Here is a 24411-nt window from a genome sequence, read left to right as displayed (position 1 = left end):
GCGGCCGATGAGGCGAAACATGGACAAGCAGGAAACGTACCGCCCGCATGCGCTGACCGAGAAGTGGATGCGCATCTGGCAGGAGCGTCAAACGTACGAGGCGCGCGGCCTGACCGAGGAGATCGACTCCGAGCAGCCGCGCACCTATGTCGTCTCCATGTTTCCCTATCCCTCCGGCGACCTGCACATGGGTCACGGCGAGGTGTATCCGATCTCGGACGCCATCGCGCGTTTCGCGCGAATGCGCGGCGACAATGTGCTGAATCCGATCGGCTGGGACTCGTTCGGCCTGCCCGCCGAGAACGCCGCCCTCAAGCGCGATCTCGATCCGCGCGACTGGACGTACGCGAACATCGCGACCCAGGCCGAGTCGTTCCGGCGGCTGGGGATCTCCTTCGACTGGCGCACCCGCCTGCACACCTCGGACCCCGAGTACTACCGGTGGAACCAGTGGATCTTCCTGCGGTTCCTGGAGAAGGGGCTCGCCTACCGCAAGGCCGCACCGGTCAACTGGTGCCCGAAGGACCAGACGGTCCTCGCCAACGAGCAGGTGCTGCAGGGTCGCTGCGAGCGGTGCGGCACCGAGGTGGTGCGACGCAACCTGACCCAGTGGTTCTTCCGGGTCACCGCCTACGCGCAGCGCCTGCTCGACGACATGGACAAGCTCGAGGGCAACTGGCCGGACGACGTTCTCGCGATGCAGCGCAACTGGATCGGCCGCTCCACCGGGGCGTACGTCGACTTCTCCGTCGAGGGCCTCGACGAGGCGGTCCGGGTCTTCACCACCCGACCGGACACCCTCTTCGGAGCGACGTTCTTCGTGGTGGCGGCGGACGCGGCGCTGGCGGAGCGGCTGGTCACCGACGAGCACCGGGCCAGCTTCGAGGAGTACCGCAGCGCGGTGGCGGCTACCTCCGAGATCGACCGACTGTCGACGGAGCGGCCGAAGACCGGGGTCTTCCTGGGCCGCCACGTCATCAACCCGGTCAACGGCGAGCGGCTGCCGGTGTACGCGGCCGACTACGTCCTGGCCGAGTACGGCACCGGCGCGATCATGGCCGTGCCGGCGCACGACCAACGCGATCTGGACTTCGCCAAGGCACACGACCTGCCGATCCGTGCCGTGGTCGACACCGGCGAGGACGACCCGGCGAAGACCGGGGTGGCGACCAGCGGCGACGGCGTGCTCATGGCGTCCGGCCGTTACAGCGGACTGGCCAAAGCCGAGGCGATCCAGGCCATCACCGCCGATCTGTCCGCCGACGGCAAGGGCGAGGAGGCGGTCACCTTCCGGCTCCGCGACTGGCTGCTCTCCCGCCAGCGGTATTGGGGCACCCCCATCCCCGTCGTGCACTGCCCGTCCTGCGGCGAGGTGCCGGTGCCCGACGAGGAGCTGCCGGTGCTGCTCCCGGAGTCGGGCTACACACTGCGGCCGACGAACGGGGAGCCTCCGCTGGCCACCGCCACCGAGTGGCTGAACGTGCCGTGCCCGCGCTGCGGCGGTGACGCCCAGCGGGACACCGACACCATGGACACCTTCGTCGACTCGTCCTGGTACTTCCTGCGCTACCCCAACCCGCACTACGCCGACGGCCCGTTCGACCCGGCCGGGATCGCGCGCTGGCTTCCGGTGGACGAGTACATCGGCGGCAAGGAACACGCGACGGGCCACCTCATGTACGCCCGCTTCTTCACCAAGGCGCTGCACGACATGGGCCACCTGCCGTTCACGGAGCCCTTCCGCCGGCTCACCAATCAGGGCCAGGTGCTGATGGGTGGCCGGTCCATGAGCAAGACCCTGGGCAACCTGGTGAACCTGCAGGAACAGCTCGCCCTGTACGGCCCCGACGCGGTGCGTACCACAATGATCTTCGCCGGGCCGCCGGAGGACGACATCGACTGGGCGGACGTGTCGCCCTCGGGCTCGATGAAGTGGCTGGCCCGGGTCGCCCGGCTGGCCGGCGACGTCGATCCAGGCACCATCGGCGCGGACGTCGCCAAGGGCGACCCGGCACTGCGCAAGCAGGTGCACCGCCTGGTCGACGAGACCACCAAGCTCATGACGGAGAAGCGGCTGAACGTCGCGGTGGCCCGCATGATGGAGTTGACGTCGCTGCTGCGCAAGGCGATCGACTCGGGGGCCGGCGCGGCCGACCCGGCGGTCCGGGAGGGCGCCGAGGCGCTGGTCCGCATCGTCTCGGTGATCGCGCCCTTCACCGCCGAGGAGGGTTGGCAACTGCTCGGCCACCCCGCCTCGGTGTCCGAGTCCGGCTGGCCGACGGTTGACCCGGATCTGCTGGTGGAAGAGACCGTGACCTGCATCGTCCAGGTGGCGGGCAAGTTGCGGGACCGGTTCGACGTGGCGGTGGACGCCACCGAGGAGACGCTCCGCGAACTCGCCCTCGCCTCACCGGCGGTCGAGCGGGCGTTGAACGGCGCCGGGATTCGCAAGATCATTGTGCGGGCTCCCCGGCTCGTCAACATCGTGCCCGACAAGGACTGAGGACACCGGCGGTTGACCGAGGCTCGCTGATGAGGCTGCGCCGGGAGACGATCGGCCGGACGGCGGGTTCCCGTTGGCAACCCGCCACGGCGGTCGAGGCGTACACGCTCGCCACCGACGACGGATTCGGCATCACCGTCTGGACGTACGGAGCAACGCTCGTCGAGGTTCTCGTGCCCGACCGCGCCGGGGTGCCGGGGAACGTCGTCCTGCGCCTCGGGGAGCTGGCACAGTACGAGGACCGCGCGCTGAACGCCTACCTCGGCTGCACCATGGGCAGATACTGCCGGTGCGTCGCCGACGGGCGACTCACGCTCGACGGGGTCACCCACCAGTTGGACCGCAACGACGGCCGGCATCATCTGCACGGCGGCCCCGACGGTTTCGACCGCCGGGTCTGGACGGCCGAAGCCGGCCGCGACGGCGACGACCTGGTCGTCCGGATGCGGCTGATCAGCCCGGACGGCGACCAGGGCTACCCCGGCGAGCTCACCGGCTGGACGGTCTACCGGCTGAGCCCCGAGCGCCGGTTGACGATCGACTTCGGGGCAACCACCACGGCCAGCACCGTCGTCGGCTTCACCAACCACGCGTTCTGGAACCTCGCCGCGGGCGGCACCATCGACCGGCAGGTGCTGCGGCTCAACTCGTCCCGGTCGGTCATGTTCGACGACGAGGCCATCCCGGTGGCCGGCCCACCACGGGACATCACCGGCTCGCCGCTCGACTTCCGCCGGCCACGGCCGATCGCCGGCCAGCGGATCGACAACTTCTTCGTGCTCGACGGCCCGGACTGGGCCGCTGAGCTGGCCGACGAGGCGAGCGGACGGTCGATGCGGGTGTTCACGGATCAGTCCGGCCTGGGGGTGTATTCGGCCGACGGCTATCCCGGGCGCCGGCGGGCCGGGTTGTGTCTGCAGACCAGCGCCTGGCCGGACGCACCGAACCGGCCGGACTTCCCGTCCGCCCGCCTCGACCCGGGTGGGACCTACCGGCACCGGGTCGGCTACGAGTTCCGCACCGCCGGCTGAGCCCGCAGGGCGGGGACGACCTCGGTGGCGAAGACCTCCAACGTCTCCAGGTCCAGCGGGGGGCGCAGGGCGAGGAGGAAGTCGGTGACGCCGAGCGCCCGGTAGCGTCCGAGCACGTCGAGCAGGTGCGCAGGGCTGTCCGCGTCAAGCTGCTCGGCCAGGTCAGGGTGCTCCGGGCCGAGAGCCGCGCGGTAGGCGTCCCGACGCGTCCGGGTCCGCGACGGTGCCGACGAGAGCACCGTGCGGAACGTCATCGAGCGACGGATCGCGGCCGGATCACGCTCCCGCGCGACGCACCAACGGTCAAGCACGTCGCGCTTGCGAGCATAGACCGGTTCCGGGAGCACGATGGTGTTCCAGGTGTCCGCCCACCGGGCCACCGCGCGCAGCCCCCGGCGCTCGCCGGTGGCGCCGATGGTCAGGGGCACGGGCCGCGCCGGCCGGGGGCTCACGTGCGCGTCCCGCAGCCGGTAATAGCGTCCGGAAAAGGAGAACGACGGCTCACGCAGCAGGCCGGTCACCACCGCGCAGTACTCGTCGAGAATGTCGTGCCGCTCACCGGCGGGCGGCCGGTCGATGCCGAACTGCTGGTAGCCGCGGTCCCCGCCGCCGGCACCGAGGCCCAGCTCGGCGCGTCCGTTCGAGATCTGGTCGATGGTGGCGATGGAGTACGCGAGCAGCGCGGGGTGCCGCCAGGCCGGCGCCGCCACCATGAGGGCGCACCGGACCCGGCGCGTGTGGGCGGCCAGCGCGGCCAGCGTGGTCAGGCCGTCCAGGCAGGGGTCGTCCACGTCGCCCAGGACCGGCCGGTAGTGGTCGAAGAGCGACACCCAGTCCAAGCCCGCGTCCTCGACGGTCTCCCAGAGGGACTGGATCGCGCCGAACGTGGCGTACTGTTGTCCGGAATGGACGCCCACTCGGACCGGATAGGCGCTCACGATCGATGTCCTCCCCCAACGGATGCCACCGGGACGGTACCGGACCCGCCCGCCGCGAGGCCGGCCGGTGTGCCGGCGCGAGCGGCTCCTAGACTCCGCCCATGGGCCAGTGGTACCAGGCGTCCGACCCGACCCGCGTGCACCGGCTGCTGGAGGCGTCCGACCGCGCGAGCGCCGGCGACTCGACGGACCCGCCGAAACGGTCGATGCGCAGCACCGAGCGGGCCGTCGCGGCCGGCTGGGTCTGGGTCCTCCGGGAGGACGACCAGGACGTCGCCATGATCACCGTGTCGACCGAGTGGAGCGGTGACGCCGCCCTGCTCGCGCACTTTCCCGCCACCGACTCCCCCCGCTACATGCGCCGGCTCGCCGTCGCGCCGGACCGGCACGGCACGGGCAGCCTGCTCTCCATGCGCACCATCAGGAAGGCGCTCGAGATCGCGCAGTCCGACGGCGGCACCGCTATGCGCTGCGAGACGAATCCGCGCGACGAGGGTGCGGTGCGGGTTCTCCACGCGCTCGGCTTCCACCGCTACGGACCCGAGATCGGGCGGCCGCCGACCAGCGCGATCCTGCTCAGCCGAGCCCTGTAACCCCCGAGCCGCACCGCCGCGCCCCGGCCGGTGCGGGTGCACTCAGGACCCGTCGATGACGGCGCGGAGTTCGTCGCGGCGCAGCTTTCCGGTGCTGGTGCGCGGCACGGCGTCCACCGTGACGATCCGGCGGGGCATCATCCGCTCCGGCCACCCGGCCCGCAGCTGGGCGGCGACCGCCTCGGCACCGCCGTCGCCCCGGAACACCACCCCGGCGACCAGCCGTTCGCCGTCCCGGGCGTCCGGAACGATGACACAGCCCGCGTCGGCCACCTCCGGCATGGTCCGGAGGATGTGTTCCACCTCTTCACAGGAGACCTGCTCGCCGCGCACCTTCGCCACGTTCTTGAGCCGCCCGGTCAGATACAGCAGCGCCCCGACGCCGGGCTCGTCCCGCAGGTAGCCCAGATCCCCGGTCCGGAAGACACCGTCGCGAAGCACGGCCGCCGTCGCTTCCGGGCTGTCGAGGTACCCCGACATCAGGGCCGGGCCGGAGATCCGCACCTCGCCCACCTGCCCTGGCGCGACGGGCGATCCGTCCGGGTCACAGACCGTCAGCGTGACGTCGGGGATGGCGAGGCCGACACTGGGGACCGGCAGGTCGAGCATCAGGGCGCGGTACCGCCCCGGCTCCAGCCCGACCGGCATGGTGGTGCTGAAGTTGACCGTCTCGCTCAGCCCGTACGCCTGCACCACCCGCAGGTCCAGCCGGTCGAACAGGCCCTCGGCGGTGGCCCGGGACAGCGGCGCCGCCGCCGACAGGGCGTAGCGCACCGATGCCGGCAGCGCACCGCCACGCCAGATCGTGAGCAGCGCGTCGAGGACGCTCGGCACCGCGCTGATGATGGTCGGCTCCACCCGGGCGATCCACCGCGGCAGGTCGAGCAGGGACGACGGCGGGACGAGCACCGAGTGCCCACCCGACACCAGCGGGCTGATCAGGCAGGTGTTGACGGCGTTCGAGTGGTGCAGCGGGAGCGGCGTCAGGATCCTGGTGCCGGAATCGAGTCCGTGGTGCGACCGGAACGAGTGGGCGTTCGCGAGCACCGCCGAGTGGGACAGCGCCACCGCCTTCGGGATGCCCGTCGAACCGGACGTGTTGAAGACCAGCGCCGTCTGCCCGGCGGAGACCGCCGCGGGTGGGCCGCTCACCACCGCCGGCCCGTCGGGCGACACCTCGCCCTCGATCAGCACGGCGCCGTACCTCGCGGCGATCTCGGTGCGCTGCCGCGGCGACCAGGCCGGGTCGAGCATAAGCACCCCGGCGCCGGCCAGGATGCCTCCCCACATCGTCAGCACGCTGGCCAGACCGCTGGTGGGGACGATGGCGACCAGTCCCCCCGGCCGCACCCCGTGGGCGTGCGCGAGCCGGGCGGCCAGGTCCAGGCCCGCCAGCCACGCCTGCCCGAAGGTCAGGGTCGCCAGCTCACCGTCCGCGTCGACCGTGCTGACGTACGGCGCCGCCGGTGTCGCCGCCGCCCGCGCCGCGAACGCCGAGCCGAGATTTCGCGGCCGCCCGGGCGCCGCCGGCCCGGTCAAGGAAGGCGCCTCTGCACCAGCTGGACGATGGTCCCGAGGGTGTTGAAGTTCGTACCGCTGATGTCGGCCTCGCCGAACCGGATGCCGAACCCCTGCTCGATCCGGGCGATCGCCTCCACCTTGGTGAGTGAGTCGAAGCCGAGGTCGGTGAGGGGCTCGTCGCGGTCGGGTACCTCGCGGCCCTGGGAGACCTCGGACAGGATCGCGCGAACCTGCGACTCGACCGCTTCATCCGCCACTGTGCTCGTTCCTCCCCCGAGGCGACCGGTACCCCGGCAGATTAGCAAGACCCGGCCGCCGGCTCCGGCCGTCACCGGGCCGCGAACGGTCGCACGCCGCGATGCCGCGCCAGGGCGTACCCCAGATCGACGCCGAACCCGAGGTGCCACAGCGGCCACCACGGTTCCGGCACGCCGGCCGCGCCGGCCGAGGTCAGCGTCACGACCGTGCGTCCACCCCCCGCTCGCGCCCGGGCCACCAGGTCGGCGCCCGCCTCGGCGGCGCCGGCGGGGAGGTCCAGCACGATCAGCGGGCTGCCCGGCGGCTCGGCGAAGCGCGCGACATGCCACCACTCCTCCAGGTCCTCGGCCCGCGCCGGAATCCCCGCGGTCTCGACCACCTTCGCCGCCGCGTACCGGGCGGATCCGAGATGCGCGCCCAGCGCCGCGAACACCGGGACGCCCGACCCCCGCCGGTCGAGGATGCCGGGCAGCAGCTCCCGCACCAGCTCGTCGTGCGCCCCGTAGGACCGCTCGACAGTGGCGGCGAGCGCGGCCCCGCCGTCCGCCGCCAGGCCCGGCACCAGCGCCATCAGGGTCAGCAGGCTGGCCTGGTAGGTCCGGACACCGGGGCAGGGTGCCAGCCCGGCCAGCCGCCACCCGACGGTGTGTTCGGCGGCCCGCGCCAACGGACTCGCCGGGTCACCCGTCACCGCCACGACCGGCAGCCCGAGCCGGCGCAGCCGCTGCGCGACGGCGACCGCCGCCGCGTTCCCCCCGGACGCCGAGACGACCACCGCGAGCCGGACGTCCGCGAACTCGGCCGACCGGCGGCTGAGCACCGCGGTCGGGGTCTCGGTCCGCACCAGCACCCCGGCGTCGGCGAGCGCGATCGACGCCGCGTGCCCGGCGGCCCACGAGTCGCCGCTGCCCACCACGAGCACGCTGCGGGGCGGCGGACCGGCCAGCACGGCGCCCCACCCCGGCGTCGTCTGCGCCAGCACGGTCCGCACGTCGTCGGCGAGCAGGTGACGTTGCCGGGCAACCTCCGCCAGGTCGTACTCAGCCATGGCGCAGACTCCGCGGCAGACTCCGCGCACGATCGACGAAGCTCCTGACCCGCTCCGCGCTCATCTCGCCGTACCAGGAACGGTCCGTGAAGGCCCGGGACACGAAGGCACGATCGACGAGCGGTAGCAGGCGGGGCGCATTCTCGTCGGTGCAGTGGCCGGCCAGCACGACCGGAATGTCCGGGGCCCGCTCCCGGACGAGCTCCAGCGTCGCCCGGGTCCGGTCGGTGTCGGGCACGCCGACGCAGACCGCATCGGCACCGGCCACGATGGCCCGCCGCGCCACCTCGTCGGTGCCGGCGGTCGACCCGTACCAGCTGAAGTGGACCGTCTCGACGTCGGCCAGGATCTCGACGTCCCAGGCGTCGAGTCGCTTGCGGTTGGTCATGATCGCGTACGCGTCCGGCTGCACCCAGCCCTGCGCGGACGCGGTGACCCCGACCAGCGCGCTCGCCCGGATGAACCTGGCGCCCGCGATCTTGGCGACCGCGAGCGAGGCCGAGACGGCGTTCCGCATGATCTGCACACCGACGCTGAAGGTGTCCGGTACCCGCTCCACGACCGATCCGGTCAGCAGCGCCATGGCGGCCACCCGCGCCTCGTCCGCCGAGTCGGCGGCGGGGTGGACGCCGTCGGAGGTCTGCAGGAGCACGCCGTCGGCGCCTCCGGCGACCAGCGCCGCCACCGAGCGGAACGCCTGCTCGGTGAGCTGCCGGACGGAGTCTCCCTTGTGGAACGGCGTGCCGGGCAGCGGTGGAAGGTGGACCAGACCGTAGAGCACCAGGTCGTCCTGTCGCTTGCCGCTCACTACCTACCCCCGCCTCGCGGCCGGCTGCGCGGTCTCCGACAGACCGCTTGACACCCCCACGGCATCAGGCATACTACCGACGCTGACGGCAGACAGTGATCGGGGGAAGTCTGTGCTGTTCGCCTTTACTGTGGATGATCATGTCCTGGATCCGGTCCGCGATCCGGTTCTGCGCCCGTCCGGGCGGCTGGCCGCACCGGCCCTCGCGCCCCATCACGCCACCTCGATCGACGCGGCGGAGACCGCGCTGCGACACCAGCTTCGGCAGTACGGCCTGGGCCTGGTCCGGTTCGAGCAGGCCCTCGATCCCGCCGACTTCGTGGACCTGGGCAGGCGTCTCGGCGAGCTCATGGTCGAGAACGACCCCGCCGTCCAGCCGTTCGTCGAGGACGGTGTCGTGCTCCACCTGCGTCAGGAGACCCTCTCCGGCCGCGTCGAGCACGCGCCGTTCGAGCCTCGTGAGCTGCTGCTGCACACCGAGGGGAGCCGGCGACCGGCCGGGCGGCAGCCCCGGTTCATCGCGCTGTACTGCGTCGACCCCGGAGACGATCCGGGCTCCCAGACCGTGCTGGTGCCCTTCTCCGCCGTCCTGGGTCGGCTCGCCGACCAGACCCTGGCGGTGCTTCGCGAGACCCGCGAGGCGCGGGTCGACGGAACCCCCACCATTCTGGTGCCCTGGCAGGAGACCGAGCGGTTCTCGTTCCGGGACCTCGGCGACGAGGCGTACCTGTGGGAGTCGCCCTTCCCCCAGGAGCGCACCGAGCGCGCCCTGCTCGACCTGCTGACGGCCTGCTACGACTCCGGGCAGTCGTACGGCTCGCACTGGTCCGAACGCGATCTCATGGTGATCGACAACACCCGCTGGTTCCACGGCCGCACCTGGTCGCGTGCGCCCGGTGGGGCGGCGGCCAGACCCCGCCACCTGATGCGGCTGCGCATCCAGGATCCCCGCCCGTGAGCCGCCCGGCCCTCTTCCCCGACTGCGACTACCCGCCCATCACCGATCTCGACGCCGCCGCCCGGGCCGCCGCCGCGCGCAAGCGGCTGATGAGCCGGCGGAGCACCCGCCTCGATCCGACTCCGGACGCCAGCCTCCTCGAGGTCTACGAACGCGCCGCCGACCCGACCGACAGTCGCGAACTGCTGCGCCTGTATCTGGGCCGGGTCGAGGAGCAGGTCGGCCCGGTGGCGGGCGTGCCCGTCCGGCAGGACCTGATCGACGCGTGGCGCAGCAGTCGCCGGCGAAGGTCTGTCACCCCGGCCGAGGTGCTGGCCACCCGGGCCACCGTCGGACTGGTCAAGGAGCTGTTCAACAGCTACTTCCGCGACGACCTCTACGGACGGCTGCGTAGCGACTCGACGGTCGTCCTCTCCAGCGGCTCCGTCGACGAGGAGCTCTTCGGCCTGCCGGACGCGCTGCGTGACTGCATCCGCTTCGCCCTGGACCGCGACTGGTACGGCTACAGCGACTCGCGCGGCAGAGACGCCTCGCGCGAGGCGATCGCGCGTTACGAAACCTCCCGCATCGACGGGGTGGAGTACACCCTCGACAATGTCTGCATCGGGCTGGGCGGCACGGTCCTGATCGGGGCGGTCGCCGACTTCCTGATCGCCGGCTCCGCCGCGCGGTCGCCGGTGCTCTGCGCGATCCCGAACTATCCGCCGCTGGTGCAGGCCATCGCCCGCCGCTCGGAGGTGCGCCTGGTCCCGGTCCCGGTCACCGGGACGGGGGTGGACCTGCAGCCGCTCATCGACGCACTGCGACCGGACACCCCCCTGGTGATGCTGCAGACGGCGATGAACCCGACCGGGGCGGGGGTCGCGGACCGGGACCTGGCCCGGCTCCTCGACGCCGCGGGTCCCGACACGATGGTGATCCTGGACGAGTGCCACGAGTGGCTGCGCCAGGACCCGGGGACCGAGCCCCGCGCCTCGGCGGTCCGTGGCGATCCCCGCGTGGTCCGGATCAGTAGCCTGGCCAAGACCTGGTCGGCGCCGGGTCTCAAGGTCGGCTGGCTGGTGGCCAGCCGGGACTTCGTCGACAACTTCTACGAGTACAGCTCGACCACGTTCGGCGGCCCCTCCTCCTTCTTCTACACGATGATCGAGGTCCTGGCCCGGATGGAGAACTGGATGGGCGCCGGGATCGAGCAGGTCGGTCCGGGCCAGCTGGCCGAGTTCGAGACCTCCTACGGCCTGTCGGTGGGCTCCCTCCAGCGCGCCTTCCGCCGCTACGTCGACCAGCGCCGGTCCCGGGCGGCCCACCTGCGGGACCTGCGCTGCGCGAGCGTGGGCATGCTCTGGGAGCGGGGGGTCGACGCCCTCGATCCGGTCTACTCGATAAACCTGGCGGTCAACCTGGGGTCGCCTTCGGACTACACCACGTTCCGGCGGCTCCTCCACGGCCAGGAGATCTCGGTCTTCCCCGGCATCCTGACGATGGTGCTCTCCTCGGACGTCGTACGCGTCACCACCGCTCGTTCGTGGCATGACATCAGGCACGGGGTCACCGCCCTGGCCGATGGCCTCACCAACGGCGCGATCCGCTCACCCCGGGCAAGAAGGGACGGTCTGGTTAGCCATGTCCGACACGACTCGACTTAAGGTCCACGGCGAGGCTGAGAACGAAGTCCACGACCCGTCCAGCTTCACCGATCTCGGTCGCTGCGTGGTCACCCCGATCGCGATCTTTCCCGAGGAGACCGCCCTCGGCGTCGTCTCGACCCTCAGTTCGGTGGTCAGCCAGGGACACGCCCGGCAGGAGAACCATCGCCGGGACTCCGACGGCATCGTCCGCGCCCAGGTGTTCGAGGAGGGCGACGTGTTCATGACGGCCGCACCCTTCGACGGCTTCAGCGCCGACCGCTACCTGATGGACTTCTACGACGTGCAGGAGCGCGACATCTGCTCCCGGATGCACTTCCACACCGGCATGCGGTTCGTCCGGATGATGACCGGCCCCGACACCCAGATCCGGGTCTCCGCCCTGTCGCCGCTGCGCGTCGCCAAGGCTCCCGGCGGGTCGATGGCGCTGCACCAGTTCGAGGACGAACACCCCCGGTCGGACCCGGCCCAGCCGGCCACCACCCGCTACAACCTGGTCGTGCCACCGTGCGCCTGGGTCGACATGCAGATTCCGCGCGGGACCGCGCACCAGTTCAACGCCATGGGCCCCAACGCCGTGATCGACACCATCCACCCCGAGGAGTCCATCGAGATCTTCCGGGAACGGATCGGGAAGATCAACATGATGGCACAGACCGTATTCCTCGAGCAGGAGCAGCCGCCCTCGGAATCGTGTGTCATTCCGGGCCTGGCACGGGCCTAGCCCACCCGCCTCCTGGCCACCGGGCGACCGCGCGGAAAGGATCTCCATGACCACCCTGATGCTGCGCCACTCCGCGTACTGGGGCCGGGAACTGCTGGACAGCGACACCGACGTGGTGCTCATCGATCTGATCGAGGCGGACGTGCCCGCGGCCCTGGCCGGCAGGTACTCCCGGATCTACCGCGTCGAATCCTGGTCGGACATGGCGGGACTGAGCCTGATCGCCGGCGACCTGATCGCCAGCGGGGTGGACGTCCGCATGGTCTACTCGCCGACGGAACTCACCCAGTTCGCCGCCGGTTACCTGCGTACCGCCCTGTCAGCCACGCCGAACCCGCTCTCCGTCGTGCTGGCCACCCGCGACAAGCGGGTGATGAAGAACCTCGCGGCCAAGGCCGGCCTCCGCGTCACCAACTGGGAGACCGTGCACGCCGATCGGGTCGCCGACGACCTCGCCCGGGTCGCCGAGCAGGTGGGTTTTCCACTGGTGGCCAAGCCCGTCAACGGTTTCGGCACCCAGCACACCGACGTCATCGAGTCGCCGGAGCAGCTCGCCGACTACGCCCGACGGGCGTTCGACGGCAAGGTGCCGTCCGCGACGGACATGTTCGTCTGCGAGCGGTTCGTGCCCGGGGCCGAGTACCACGCCGACGCGCTCCTCGACGGCGGCCGGATCGTCTCCATCCTGGTGTCGCGCTACCTGGTCAACCCGCGGGACCTGCGGGCCGGGGCGGGGCCGGACCTCTCCATCGGACTCGACGAGCAGACCCACCCACGGCCGTACGAAGCCGTCCGCGAGGGACTGACCCGCTTCATCCGGGAGGCCGGCCTGACCGACGGGCCGGTTCACTTCGAGTTCTTCGCCGACCCGGCCGAGAGCACCTGGACCCCGGACGGGCTGGTCTTCTCCGAGATCGCCAGCCGCATCGGCGGGGGCAACATCGCCGATCTGGTCGGGGCGTACTGCGGGGTCAACCTGCGGATGCAGACGCTCGCCCAGGGGCTCGGTGACGATCTCGGCAAGCTGCCATGGCGCCGGGTCCCGAGCCCGGTCGTCGGCCTGCTCAACCTGATCCCGACCCGGTCCGGCACCATCACCGGGTTGCCGGTCCCGGACCGGCTCTCGGCCGAGCCCGACGTGCTCTTCGCGTCCGTACCGGCGAAGGTCGGCGCCCACTACGAGGTCGGCGTCTCGACGGCCACCTGGACCGCGGTCGTGGTCTTCGCGGCCCAGTCCGAACAGGCCCTGGTGGAACGCGCGCGGACGCTTGTCGCGCGATACCCGATCCACGTGGAATGAGCGGGACACAACTGCGGCGGCTCACCCTGGTCGAGCGGTACCTCGGTCGCCGTGGCCCGGGCCGGACCATCGCGATGGCCGGATTCGTCGACATGCTCGGCGCCGGCCTGCACCTCAGCGTCCTCCCCCTCTACCTGGTCCGGTTCGCCGGCGTCAGCCCCGGCCAGGTGGGTCTGGTGGTGGGGGCGTCGGGGGTCGCCGCGCTGCTGGCCCCGTACCTGGCCGGGTACCTCGCCGACCGGGCCAGTCCGCTGCCGGTATGGCGGACCACGGTGGCCCTCCGGATGGTCGGCTACGGCGCGTTCGTGCTGGTGGACTCGCTCTGGTCGTACGCCCTCCTGGCGCTCTTCCTCACCCCCCTGGACCGGGCCACCAGCAACGCGCAGCTCTCCTACCTCGTCGCCGGCTTCGAGGCCGACGAACGGAACCGAACGACAGCGGCGGTCCGTACCTGTCGCAACGCCGGCCTCTCCGTCGGTCTGCTGGTCGCGTCCCTGTTCCTCGCCGTCGACACGAAGCCGGCCTACCAGGCCGCCTTCCTGGTCAACGCCGTGAGTTTCCTGCTGCTCCTCGGCGCCCTCGCCCGGCTGCCCGCGATCCGGCGGCCGTTGCCGGCCCCGGCGCCGCAGCCGGCACCGCCGGCCCCGGCACCGCCGGCCCGGCGGGCTGAGCGGCCGGCACCGGCCACGAATCCCTGGACCGACCTGCGCTACCTCAGCCTCACCGCCGGCGACGCGTTGATGTCGGCCCACACCACCGTGCTGTTCGTCGTCTTCCCGCTCTGGGTCGCCACCCATCAGCGGTTCCCCGCCGAGCTGCTCGGCATCCTGCTCGCCCTGAACTCGGTGGCCACGATGGCGCTGCAGCCGCCGCTGTCCGAACTCGGCACCGGCCTGCGCAACGCAGGACGCCTGATCCGCTGGGCGGGGGCGGCGCTGCTCGGCTGCGGCGCCCTGTTCTGGGCGGCGAGCGTCGTCGACACCACGGCCGCCGCCATCGCGCTGGCGGTGGCGGCCATCCTGGCGCTGACCCTCGGGGAGAACCTGCAGGAGGTGGCGGTCTTCGAGGCGTCCCACCGGCTGGCCCCGGCGGCCGCCATCGGCCGCTACCTCGGCGTGTTCAGCCTCGGCGACTCGACCCAGCGGATCGTCGGCCCGTCCGCGCTCACCGCGGTGCTGGTGGCGACGCCCGCGGGATGGGCCATCTTCATGGCCGTGACCGGGCTGGGTGCGCTCGGCGTGCTACGAGCGCTTGGAGACGACAATGACTGAGAAGCGCCACCACGTCCTGCTCGTCGGCGGCGGCAACGGCGCCTTCAGGGCGAACCGACCGGAGACGCGGACGACCTTCCTCACGCTCCGGGCACTGCTGGCCAGATTCCGGGGCCTGGACCATCACGCCCGGGTCATCGCGATCCAGGGTGACGAGCCCGACGAGATGCTGATCGGCCTGGCACGGATGATCCACGCGACCGACCCGTTCGATGCCGTCGCCTGCCTGGGAGAGCCGCTGGCCCTGCTGGCGTCGCGGATCGCCGGGGCGCTCGACCTGCCGGGCGTCCCGACGCCGGAGGTGGCCATCCGCATCGTCGACAAGGAGCGGATGCGCGCCCACCTCGTCCGGGCCGGGCTGGAGGAGGTGCGGGCATATCCGGTCGCCGACGTGGACGAACTCGCCCGCATCGTCACCGGCGGCCCCGAACCGGCGGCCTGGATCGTCAAGCCGGCCGCCGGCTCCGGCAGCCTCGGTGTGTCGAGGGTGACCGCGGCCAGCGACCTGGCCGAGGCGTTCCACCGGGCCGCCCGGCCGGAGTCGCCGTACGATCCCGACCCCGGCGGCCGCGGGGTCATCGTGGAGCCCTTCCTGACCGGGCCGCAGTTCAGCGTCGAGTCGGTCAGTCAGGGCGGGGTCACCTCGGTGCTCGCCATCACCCAGAAGTTCTCCGATCCGGCGACCTTCGTCGAACTCGGTCACGTCGTACCCGCGCCGATCTCCGCGGCCGAGAGCGACACCATCCGCGACTACGTCGTCGCGCTTCTCGACGTGCTCGGGGTCACCGACAGCGTCACCCACACCGAACTGGTCCTCACCCCGCGGGGGCCGCGGATCCTGGAGACACATGCCCGGATGGGCGGGGACGACATCGGCGAGATGGCCTCGATCGTCAGCGGGGTGAACATCTCGGCGGCGGCGGTCGAACTCGTCCTCGGCGAGTCCGTCCAGGACCGGCTGGCGAACAGCCAGCCGAGCGGCACCGCGGAGGCCGTCTGGTTCGTGGCCTCGCCGGAGCCGGGAACGTTCGCGGGACTGGACGGGGTCCGCGACGCCGAGGCCGTGGGCTCCTCGGTCGTCGTCACCGAGTTGCTGAGCCTCGGCGACCCGGTGGAGCCGCTGGCGAGCTCGGACTCCCGGGTGGCACAGGTGCGGGTCAGCGCGGCCAGCGCGAAGGAGGCGGTCGCCCTGGCCCAGGAGGCCGCGAAGCGGCTCAGCCTGCGGATCGCGAAGCGCGTGCCGGCCGACGTCGGCGCTCACGGCACCGTCTGAAAGGTCAGGATCGCAGATGCGCATTCTCTGGATCGGTCTCGGGAAGTTCGGGCGTCCGATGGCCGAGGCACTGCTGAGCCGGGGGCACGACCTGGTCCTGCCGGTGGGCAACCACGCGCGCCAGGCCACCGAGGACCTGCTGGCCCGGGGGGCGACGCCGCTCGGCGACGGCGACGCCGCCCTGGAGGTGTGCGGGGTCTGTCTGCCGACGCCGGCGGACGTCGACGAAGCCGTGGGTGGCCTGACCGCCGGCCGGGTCGCCGACGTCGTCGACTTCACCACCGGCAACCCGGCCGCCGCCCGCGCCACCGCCGAGACGCTGGCCGCCCGAGGCATCCGGTACGTCGACGCGCCGGTCTCCGGATCCATCGACGACGCGGGGCGGGGCGCGCTGACGATCTGGGCCGGCGCCCGGCCCGAACAGGTCAGCCCGCCGGCCCGCGGGTTGCTCGAGGCGCTGGCGGCCGACCTCTACTACCTGGGCGAGGTCGGCCAGGGCGCGGCGATGAAGCTGTGCAACCAGATCGTGCACATCCTGACCATGGCCGCGATCGGCGAGGGTGTCGCGTTCGCGCGGGCGGCCGGGGTGGACCCGATGGTCGCCGTGCGCAGCATGATGACCTCGAGCGCCGACTCGGCCATGCTGCGCCGGTTCGGCGCGTCGCTGGTGGCCGACGACCACGCCCCGAAGTTCGCGCTGGCCCTGGCCGCCAAGGACATCAGATTCGCGGTGGCGCAGGCCGAGGAGCTGGGCCTGAACCTGTCGCACCTGTCGATCCTCCGCGACGATCTGCAGGCCCGCCTCGACCAGGGTTACGGCGCCTGGAACTTCAGCGTCGTCGCCGCGCCACTGGAGCGTCTCGACGGGTCGCGGGCGTCCGCCGGCGACGATCGCCCCGACTGAACGCCGCCCGCTCGCCCCCGACCCGCCTCACCGCCGGTGGGCGGCGAGCCGGAAGGCGGCCACCTCGACGCCGCCGTACCAGTCGGTACGCGGGCCGAGCGGGGTCATGCCGAGTCGTCGGGTCACCGCGATCGACGCCACATTGTCCGGCTTCACCACCGCGTAGACCTCCGCGAGACCGGTCGCGAACGCCCGGTCGACCACCCCCCGGGCCGCCTCGGTGGCGTAGCCGCGCCCCCACGAGTCGGGATGCAGGTGCCAGCCCACCTCGATCTCGTCGGTGGGCTGGTCGTCGCGGCCCGGCAGCGGCTTGAGCAGCACGGTGCCGGCCACCGGGCCACCGTCGCGCGGCCGCACCGCCCAGATGCCGTACCGGTCGTCCGGGTAGAGCCCGTTCCACCGCCGGATCGCCGGCAACGCCTGCGCGGGGTCGGTCAACACGCGGGGCTGCGCCCCGAGCCAGCGGGCCACCTCCCAGCGGGAGTAGATGTCGAAGAACCTGGCCAACTCGGCCGGCTCCTCCGTCCACGGCCCGATCACCAACCGGTCGGTCTCGATCACCACCATGAGATCGATGATCCACCCCCGGTCAACCGGCAACCCTCACCCGCCGCCGGACGACCCGTCCGGATCCTCGCCGTCGAGCAGGTCCGCCGGATCGATGGCGAAGTCGAACGGTTGGGTCATCACGAACCGCCCACCGGCTGCGGCAGCCGCGACCGGGGTGTACTCCCGGTCCACCAGCTCATAGAGAGCCATCGCGGGAACCCGGTTACGCAGGTCGACCCGGAGGAAGAACGGCACGCCGGCGGCGGCGTACTCGCGCGGCCGGTCGATCACGTCCTTGCGGCGGCTGCCCGGCGAGACGATCTCGCCGAGCAGCACCGCCTCGCCGATGTCCATCGACGCCCGGCCGCCGCCGGACGATCGCAGCACCGCGATATCGGGAATGAACAGGTCATCCCCGGAGATGATGTTGACCTCGTGGTAGAGCCAGAGCTTGGCCCGCCGAGCCGACTGCTTGAGCAGGTAGGCGAGATCCAATTCAGCGCTCTGATGGTCGAACCCCGCGTGTGGTGTCACAATCACGCTTCCGCTCAGGACCTCGACCTTGGGGCCGTTGGTCTCCGGCAACAGATCGAGAGCTAGCTGGGCGGTCCAGGGCTCATCGCGCCAGCGGAGTACGTCGAATGACGGCTCGCGCCCCACTGAGGGCTCGGGCATCATCGCCGGCTGGGCCACACGTCTCACCACCTCAACGGACGTCGTGCGGGTTCAGGCTACCCCCTTGCCCGGACCAGTCTGCCTGCTCCACACGCCGCCCGGAGACGTTCCCACCCGTCGATCAACGGCCCCAGGGCGCCGGCCTGCCGAAATGATCTTCATGGAGTAGGCCGGCCGGTGACGGGGAAAGACAGCGGCATGGGTCTGGGCTGGCAGCGGGTGCGGCGGATCTCCCGGGCGGCCTTCCGGCCCGTGCGGGGCCGCGACCTGTCGCTGCACGCGGCGGCGATCACCTTCTACTCCGCGATCGCGGTGGTGCCGGTGGCGCTGCTGGCCATCTGGCTGACCGGGCTGGCCGCCGGCGCCGACCGGGTCCGGCAGCTGACCGCGTACGCCATCGAGACCCTGCCGGACGCGATCGGCGCGGATCGCGCGACGGCCGCCCTGATCGACGCCGGCCTGCACCTGACCCCCGCCTTCGCGCTCGCGGCCCTGCTGCCCGCCTCGCTGTACGGCGAAGGGCTGCGTCGGGCGTTCGTCTCGGTCGCCGACCCGCCCGGCCCGGACGAGTCGCTGGTCGGCTGGCGCGGCCGGCTGCTGCTGCTCCCGCTGCTCGCCCCGGCCCCGGCGCTGCTGCTGTCGATCCTGCTGGCCCTGCCGCTGACCACCCGGCTGTTCCGGCAGGGCGGCTGGCAGGCCGCCCTCGGTGTGGTGCTGTCGTTCCTGGCGGTCTGGCTGGTGCTGACGCCGGTGCTGATCTGGGTGTTCCGGGTGGTCGGGCCGGGGCGGCCGGACTGGCTGAGCACCGTCGGGCTCGGCTCGTTCACCGCGGCGAACCTCTCCGGTTTCCTGCACGGCTTCGTGCTGTTCTGCTCGCTGCCACTGGACCTCGGCCTGCCGTTCGGCGGGTTCGAGGAGGTGGGGGCGGGGGTGGCCGTCCTGCTCTGGCTCTACCTCTTCCACGTGATCGTGCTGGCCGGCTACTCGGCCACCCTCGCCCTGAGCCGGTGGCGGCGGCGCCGCCGACCGGCCGCCCCGATGCTCAACTCCGGAACGGACCCCGCACCTCGTACGTGATGCCGCCGCTGGACTGTCCGGAGGTGCCGCGCTGCGAGGAGAAGTACAGCCGGGAGCCGTCCGGCGAGAACGCCGGCCCGGTGATCTCCGACTCGGACTGGCCGGTGAGCCGCAGGAAGGGCGCCACCACCCCGGCCGGCGTGATCACGTTGATCTCCATGTTGCCGCCGTCCTCGGCCACGAACAGGTCACCGGCCGCCGACCCGGTGATGTTGTCCACCCCGGTCAGCGGGGCCGTGCCCGGCGGCAGCAGCGAATCGTCGTACGCCAGGTCGATCCGCTGGCCGACCGCGTCGTACGCCCAGACCCGGTTGTCGCCCTTGGTGGTGAAATAGCAGATCCCGTCGGTGTAGTAGCAGCCCTCGCCACCGTCGAAGTGTTTCGCCGCGCCGACCTGCCACCGGGTCGGCACCGGGAAGCCGTCCCGGTCCGGGACCGGCCGCCAGCTGACCGGGCCGGCGGTCACGTCGGCGCCCGCGCAGAGCACCTCCAGCCGACCGGCCGACAGGTCGCCCCACCGGTCGGGGACGAAGCGGTAGAAGCAGCCGTCGCCCTCGTCCTCGGTCAGGTAGACCACCTGGCGGTCCGGGTCGCAGGCCGCCGCCTCGTGCTTGAAGCGGCCCATCCGGGTCCGGGCGACCGCGTCCTGCCCGCCCCGGGGGAAGGTCTCGAAGACCCGGCCGAGCGGCACCTCCTCGCAGGAGAGCCAGGTGCCCCACGGGGTCGCGCCACCGGCGCAGTTGACGTTCGTGCCGAACAACACCCGGTACGCGTCGACGATCGCGCCGTCCGCGCCGAACCGGACCGCGCCCACGCCGCCGAGGAAGGGGATCTCCGAGTTGGAGACGTAGATCCAGCCGTCTCCGTCGGGGAAGCAGGCCCCGCCGTCCGGCGCGTCGTGCCAGACGTAGGACGTGCCGGCCACCCGCTGCCGGGACCGGCCGATGACCCGGCTGGTGAACCCGGCCGGCAACGCGACACCGTTGGCGTCGGCGGCCCGCAGGTCCCCGTACGGGCTCGGGCCGGTCTGGGCGGGGCCGGCGAACGCCTGCTGCCACAGTGCCCCGGAGAAGGCCGCGCTACCGGCCCCCACGGTGGCCCCGACGGCGGCCGCCCGCAGTACGGTGCGACGCTCCACGTCTACCTCCAAGCTGGATCGATGTCCCGGCGATCCGTCACCGCCGGGACATCGACTATCTCCAGTTGGTAGTTAACGGCGGGTAACCTGCGGCTGAGCTGGCCGTGATCAGCGGACGGCGACCTCGGTCCGGCCGGCGTCGGGCCCGGCGGCGGCCGGCTCGTGGATGCCGTACCGGCGGTAGAAGCGGGCCAGCGGGCCGGGTGCCCACCAGTTCCAGCGGCCGAGCAGCCGCATGGTGGCCGGCACCAGCAGCGCCCGGACCAGCGTGGCGTCCACCACGATCGCCACGATCATGCCGATCCCGATCAGCTTGATGAAGGTGATCCCGCCGGTCGCGAAGCCGGCCACCACCACGACCAGCAGCAACGCGGCGGCGGTGATGATCCGGCCGGTGTGCTGCAGGCCGGCGGCGACGGCGTATCGGTTGTCGCCGGTGCGGTCCCACTCCTCCCGGACCCGGGAGAGCAGGAACACCTCGTAGTCGGTGGCGAGCCCGAACAGCACGGCCAGCATCAGGATCGGGTTGCTCGGCTCGATGAAGCCGGTGGGGGTGAACCCGAGCCAGTCGGCCAGGTGCCCGTCCTGGAAGATCCAGACCACCACCCCGAACGAGGCACCGATCGACACCAGGTTCATCAGCACCGCCTTCACCGGCAGCACCACCGACCCGAAGGCCAGGAAGAGCAGCACCAGGGTGGCCAACGCCATGATCGCCGCCATCCACGGCAGCCGGTCGCCGAGGCTGGCCAGCAGGTCCAGGTCGGCCGCGGTCCGGCCGCCCACTAGCACCTCGGCCGCGCCGGGTGGCGGCAGGTCGCGGATCAGCCGGACCGCCTCCTGGGCCGTCTCGCCGGTCGACTCGCCCCGGTAGTTCACCGACAGCAGGGTCGAGGTTCCCCGGTTCGCCGCGACCTCGACCCCGGTGACGCCGGGCAGCGCGCCGATCCGCTCGGCGAACTGCTGGGCCTGGCCGGCGTCCACCCCGGAGACCAGGACCTGGATCGGCCCGACGGTCGCGGCCGGGAAGTCGGCGGGGATCCGCTCCGCGACCTCGCGGGCCTCCGTCCCGGCGGGCAGCACCCGCTCGTCGAAGCCGCCGAACTCGACCCGCAGGAACGGCGCGGCGAGCAGGGCCAGCACGGCGACGACGGCGAGCGCGTAGACCACCGGCCGGCGCATCACGCTGCGCGCCAGCCGCGCCCACCCGCCGTCGATCCGACCGACGGCAGCGGTCGGTGCGGCGCCGGCCGGCACCGCCCCGGCCGGGGCGGCGCCGCTCGGGGTGGCGGCCATCGGGGCGGCGGCGCCGGCCGGCTCCTTCCGGCGGCGGCCGGGTACCCGGAGCGCGTTGATCCGGGGGCCGAGCATCGCCAGCAGAGCCGGCAGCACGGTCAGCGCGGCGAGCATGGCGACCAGCACGGCGGCCATCCCGCCGAGCCCCATCGAGCGCAGGAACGCCTGCGGAAAGATCAACAGGCTGGCCAGGGCGGTGGCGATGGTCAGGCCGGAGACCAGCACGGTCCGGCCGGCGGTCGCCATGGTGCGGGCCACCGCCCGCTCCGTCGGATGGCCGGCGGCGAGCTCCTCGCGGAACCGGCTCACCACGAACAGCGCGTAGTCGATGGCCATCCCGAGGCCGATCAGGGTGATGATGTTGATCGCGAAGATCGACACGTCGGTCACCAGGTCGAGCAGCCGGACCGCGACGAACGCTCCGAGGATCGCCAGGCCGCCGACCAGCAGCGGGGTCAGCGCGGCCACCAGCCCGCCGAAGATCACCAGGAGCAGCACCAGCAGGACCGGCAGCGAGAGCAGCTCGGCGCGGTAGATGTCCTTCGTGGTCTGCTCGTTGGCCGCCTGCAGGAACGGCACGGTGCCGCCGACCTCGGTGCGCAGACCGGCCGCGCCGGCCGGGGCGTCGAGCGCCGGGCGCAACGCCTCGAACGCCTCGGCCAGGGCGTCCTCGTCGGTCGCCCGCAGCCGGACGACCGCGTACGTGGCCTGCCGGTCGGCCGACACCAGGGCCGGGGCCGGGGCGTCGTACCAGCTGGTCACGCTCGCCACCTCGGGCCGCTGCCGGACCCGGTCCAGGGTGCCGACCACCGGCTCCCGGAAGGCCGGATCGTCCACGGTGTGGGTCGAGCTGGAGTAGAGCACCAGCAGGTCGGCACCCTGGTCCCCCAGCTGGGCCGCGATCCGCGCGTGCGCCCGGCTCGACTCGCTGGCCGGGTCGTCGAAGCCGCCGCCGGTCAGTGACCCGAACACCCCGGTCCCCCAGCCGACGCCGGCCACCACCACCAGGAGTCCGGCGGCCAGTACCCACCGCCGGAGCCGGACCACCGCCCCGCCCCACCACGCGAACACGAGTCCTCCCCATCGACCCGCCGGGCCGCCAAGCTGTTACCGACCAGTCAACCACCCGCCGGGAACGGCCGCGCACCGCCACCGTCGCCGAAACCGGGGACGGGGTACGGCGGGCCGACCTCGCGGCGTTCATCGGGCAGTTGTCGCCGACCGGCCAGGACCGAACACTAGGCTCCGATCATGGAAGCTGAGCTGCCCGACCGGGCCGACGTCGTGATCATCGGGTCCGGCCACAACGGCCTGGTCGCCGCCATCGGACTGGCCCGCGCCGGCCTCGACGTGCTGGTGCTGGAGGCGGCCGACGTGATCGGCGGCGCAGCCCGGACCGAGAACCCGTTCCCCCGGGTGCCGGGGCTGCGCCACTCCACCGGGTCGTACCTGCTCGGCCTGATGCCGCCCGAGCTGCTGGAACGGCTCGACATCCGGCTCACCGTCGGCACCGCCGGACAGCCCGGCGACGCGACCGCCGACGGGCTGACCGTCTACCGGCGCGACCCGCACTACTTCCTGCCCACGCCGGGCGGGGTCGGCTCGCCGTACCTGCTCTTCGGCACCGACGCGGCCGCCACCCGAGCCCAGCTCGCCGCCCACTTCTCCGCCGCCGACCTGGTCGCCGAGGACGCCCTGCAGTCCGAGCTCGCCGCGCTCCGCGACGACCTGGCCCCGTCCTGGCTCGACGAACCGCTGCCGGTCGAGGAGACCGCCGAACGCTACGTCCGCCCCGCGCTGCGACAGATCTTCGTCGACCTGGTCCGGGGCTCGGTCGCCGACTACCTGGCCCGCTTCGAGTTCGACTCCGAACTGCTGGTCGCCATGTACGCGGTCACCGACGGCATCTCCGGCCTGAACGCCGGCCCGGACGACCCCGGCACCGGGCACAACTTCCTGGTGCACAACATGTGCCGGCTGCCCGGCTCCGACGGCACCTGGATGATCACCCAGGGCGGGATGGGCAGCGTCGCCCGGACCTTCGCCGCCGCCGCCCGCGCCGCCGGCGCCCGGATCGCCACCACCACGCCCGTCGCGGGCGTCACCGTCGACGGGGGTACGACCACCGGAGTCGTCCTGGACAGCGGCCGGCAGATCCGGGCCACCGCGGTGCTCGGCGCCTGTGACCCGTACCGGCTGATGGAGCTGGTGCCCGACGGCGCCCTGCCGGCGTCGCTCACCGCGCGGATGGCGGCGGTCCGCCGCCCCGGCACCACCATGAAGGTCAACCTGGCGCTGGCCGGGCTGCCCCGCTTCTCCTGCCTGCCGCCGGACGCGCCGAGCCCGTTCGGCGCCACCATCCACCTGCTGCCCGGCTCGGAGTCCGCCCTGCACGGCGGGGGCGAGTCCCCGATGGCGGCGCTGCGGGCCATGTGGGCCGACGTGGCCGCCGGCCGGCTACCGGCCGAACCCACGATCGAGTGGTACCTGCACACCACCGTCGACCCGTCCCTGCGCGACGCGGACGGCCACCACTCGTCGGCGCTGTTCGTCCAGTCGGTGCCCCACTCCCCCGCCGGCACCGACTGGGAAACCGCACTACCCGGCTACGTCGACCGGCTGCTGGCGATCTGCGAACGCTACGCCCCGGGTACGACGGGTCTGGTCGCCGACGCGGTGCCGCTCACCCCGCCCGGCATCGAGGCGCACTTCGGCATCACCGGCGGGCACATCCACCACGTCGACAACACGGTCTCGTTCACCGACCGGATGCCCTACGCGACCGGCCTGGCCGGGCTCTACGCCGGCAGCGCCGGCTGCTACCCGGGCGGCAGCGTGATCGGCGCCGCCGGCCACAACGCGGCCCGGCGCATCCTGGCCGACCTCGGCCGCTGACCCGC

Annotated in this window: 21 protein-coding genes; 12 read left to right on the top strand and 9 right to left on the bottom strand. The window is 72.5% G+C overall.

Annotation, left to right across the window (positions count from 1 at the left end; genetic code table 11):
- The first annotated feature begins 19 nt into the window (after nucleotides 1-19).
- Together leuS and O7627_RS09815 are read left to right on the top strand one after the other, a co-directional pair.
- On the top strand, nucleotides 20-2503 hold the full coding sequence (leuS, locus tag O7627_RS09820; protein ID WP_278093181.1) for a leucine--tRNA ligase: 2484 nt from the start codon (nucleotides 20-22) through the stop codon (nucleotides 2501-2503).
- Nucleotides 2504-2532: 29 nt separating this feature from the next.
- A complete protein-coding gene (locus tag O7627_RS09815) occupies nucleotides 2533-3534 on the top strand; it encodes an aldose epimerase family protein (protein ID WP_278093180.1) in 1002 nt (333 codons plus the stop codon).
- On the opposite strand, the gene O7627_RS09810 is transcribed toward O7627_RS09815, so the two are convergent.
- Nucleotides 3510-4472, bottom strand: a complete 963-nt coding sequence (locus O7627_RS09810) for an LLM class flavin-dependent oxidoreductase (protein ID WP_278093179.1) — start codon at nucleotides 4470-4472, stop codon at nucleotides 3510-3512. The genes O7627_RS09815 and O7627_RS09810 overlap by 25 nt on opposite strands.
- A gap of 101 nt (nucleotides 4473-4573) precedes the next feature.
- Between O7627_RS09810 and O7627_RS09805 the strand changes: the two genes are divergently transcribed.
- On the top strand, nucleotides 4574-5065 hold the full coding sequence (locus O7627_RS09805; protein ID WP_278093178.1) for a GNAT family N-acetyltransferase: 492 nt from the start codon (nucleotides 4574-4576) through the stop codon (nucleotides 5063-5065).
- Between the two features lie 42 nt (nucleotides 5066-5107).
- Here O7627_RS09805 and O7627_RS09800 read toward each other — a convergent pair whose 3' ends face one another.
- From O7627_RS09800 to O7627_RS09785, 4 genes are all read right to left on the bottom strand, one after another.
- The gene (locus tag O7627_RS09800; RefSeq protein WP_278093177.1) at nucleotides 5108-6604 is read right to left on the bottom strand and encodes a class I adenylate-forming enzyme family protein; all 1497 of its coding nucleotides are present in this window, start codon (nucleotides 6602-6604) and stop codon (nucleotides 5108-5110) included.
- Nucleotides 6601-6843: an acyl carrier protein gene (locus O7627_RS09795; protein WP_278093176.1), complete on the bottom strand. Its 243-nt coding sequence runs from the start codon at nucleotides 6841-6843 to the stop codon at nucleotides 6601-6603. Before O7627_RS09795 ends, O7627_RS09800 begins: the two co-directional genes overlap by 4 nt.
- A 71-nt stretch (nucleotides 6844-6914) precedes the next feature.
- A complete protein-coding gene (locus O7627_RS09790) occupies nucleotides 6915-7892 on the bottom strand; it encodes an SIS domain-containing protein (RefSeq protein ID WP_278093175.1) in 978 nt (325 codons plus the stop codon).
- Nucleotides 7885-8700 carry a BtpA/SgcQ family protein gene (locus O7627_RS09785; RefSeq protein WP_278093174.1) on the bottom strand — a complete coding sequence of 272 codons (816 nt, stop codon included), beginning with the start codon at nucleotides 8698-8700 and terminating at the stop codon, nucleotides 7885-7887. The genes O7627_RS09790 and O7627_RS09785 overlap by 8 nt, the downstream gene beginning before the upstream one ends.
- Nucleotides 8701-8830: 130 nt before the next feature.
- Here O7627_RS09785 and O7627_RS09780 point away from each other — a divergent pair, with 130 nt between their 5' ends.
- The 7 genes from O7627_RS09780 to O7627_RS09750 are packed head-to-tail and all read left to right on the top strand — an operon-like array spanning nucleotide 8831 to nucleotide 16776.
- The gene (locus tag O7627_RS09780; RefSeq protein ID WP_278093173.1) at nucleotides 8831-9658 is read left to right on the top strand and encodes a TauD/TfdA family dioxygenase; all 828 of its coding nucleotides are present in this window, start codon (nucleotides 8831-8833) and stop codon (nucleotides 9656-9658) included.
- Nucleotides 9655-11304, top strand: coding sequence for a pyridoxal phosphate-dependent aminotransferase (locus O7627_RS09775; protein WP_278093172.1), 1650 nt, complete (start codon nucleotides 9655-9657; stop codon nucleotides 11302-11304). Before O7627_RS09780 ends, O7627_RS09775 begins: the two co-directional genes overlap by 4 nt.
- Nucleotides 11282-12028 carry a hypothetical protein gene (locus O7627_RS09770; protein WP_278093171.1) on the top strand — a complete coding sequence of 249 codons (747 nt, stop codon included), beginning with the start codon at nucleotides 11282-11284 and terminating at the stop codon, nucleotides 12026-12028. Before O7627_RS09775 ends, O7627_RS09770 begins: the two co-directional genes overlap by 23 nt.
- 46 nt (nucleotides 12029-12074) lie before the next feature.
- Nucleotides 12075-13328 (top strand): ATP-grasp domain-containing protein, encoded by a 1254-nt coding sequence (locus tag O7627_RS09765; RefSeq protein WP_278093170.1) that lies wholly within the window; start codon nucleotides 12075-12077, stop codon nucleotides 13326-13328.
- Nucleotides 13325-14599: an MFS transporter gene (locus O7627_RS09760; RefSeq protein WP_278093169.1), complete on the top strand. Its 1275-nt coding sequence runs from the start codon at nucleotides 13325-13327 to the stop codon at nucleotides 14597-14599. Before O7627_RS09765 ends, O7627_RS09760 begins: the two co-directional genes overlap by 4 nt.
- Nucleotides 14592-15872 (top strand): ATP-grasp domain-containing protein, encoded by a 1281-nt coding sequence (locus O7627_RS09755; RefSeq protein ID WP_278093168.1) that lies wholly within the window; start codon nucleotides 14592-14594, stop codon nucleotides 15870-15872. Before O7627_RS09760 ends, O7627_RS09755 begins: the two co-directional genes overlap by 8 nt.
- A 16-nt stretch (nucleotides 15873-15888) precedes the next feature.
- Nucleotides 15889-16776, top strand: a complete 888-nt coding sequence (locus tag O7627_RS09750) for an NAD(P)-dependent oxidoreductase (protein WP_278093167.1) — start codon at nucleotides 15889-15891, stop codon at nucleotides 16774-16776.
- A 27-nt stretch (nucleotides 16777-16803) separates the two neighbouring features.
- On the opposite strand, the gene O7627_RS09745 is transcribed toward O7627_RS09750, so the two are convergent.
- Nucleotides 16804-17343, bottom strand: coding sequence for a GNAT family N-acetyltransferase (locus tag O7627_RS09745; RefSeq protein ID WP_278093166.1), 540 nt, complete (start codon nucleotides 17341-17343; stop codon nucleotides 16804-16806).
- 36 nt (nucleotides 17344-17379) lie between these two features.
- Entirely contained in the window at nucleotides 17380-18027 is a 648-nt protein-coding gene (locus O7627_RS09740; protein ID WP_278093165.1) for a Uma2 family endonuclease, read from the bottom strand.
- 171 nt (nucleotides 18028-18198) lie between these two features.
- Here O7627_RS09740 and O7627_RS09735 point away from each other — a divergent pair, with 171 nt between their 5' ends.
- Nucleotides 18199-19077, top strand: coding sequence for a YhjD/YihY/BrkB family envelope integrity protein (locus O7627_RS09735; RefSeq protein WP_278098230.1), 879 nt, complete (start codon nucleotides 18199-18201; stop codon nucleotides 19075-19077).
- Here the strand turns inward: O7627_RS09735 and O7627_RS09730 are convergent.
- The gene (locus O7627_RS09730; protein ID WP_278093164.1) at nucleotides 19043-20215 is read right to left on the bottom strand and encodes an alkaline phosphatase PhoX; all 1173 of its coding nucleotides are present in this window, start codon (nucleotides 20213-20215) and stop codon (nucleotides 19043-19045) included. The two genes, O7627_RS09735 and O7627_RS09730, sit on opposite strands and share 35 nt — an antisense overlap.
- Before the next feature lie 108 nt (nucleotides 20216-20323).
- Complete coding sequence (locus tag O7627_RS09725; protein WP_278093163.1) at nucleotides 20324-22582, bottom strand: MMPL family transporter; 2259 nt, start codon at nucleotides 22580-22582, stop codon at nucleotides 20324-20326.
- Between the two features lie 180 nt (nucleotides 22583-22762).
- Between O7627_RS09725 and O7627_RS09720 the strand changes: the two genes are divergently transcribed.
- Nucleotides 22763-24406 (top strand): NAD(P)/FAD-dependent oxidoreductase, encoded by a 1644-nt coding sequence (locus O7627_RS09720; protein ID WP_278093162.1) that lies wholly within the window; start codon nucleotides 22763-22765, stop codon nucleotides 24404-24406.
- Nucleotides 24407-24411: the final 5 nt, after the last annotated feature.

The organism is Solwaraspora sp. WMMD1047 (assembly GCF_029626155.1).
In the GTDB taxonomy this organism is placed as follows: Bacteria; Actinomycetota; Actinomycetes; order Mycobacteriales; family Micromonosporaceae; genus WMMD1047.
The sequence above is the reverse complement of the archived record's forward strand: the minus strand, read 5'-3'. Positions and strand labels throughout refer to the sequence as shown.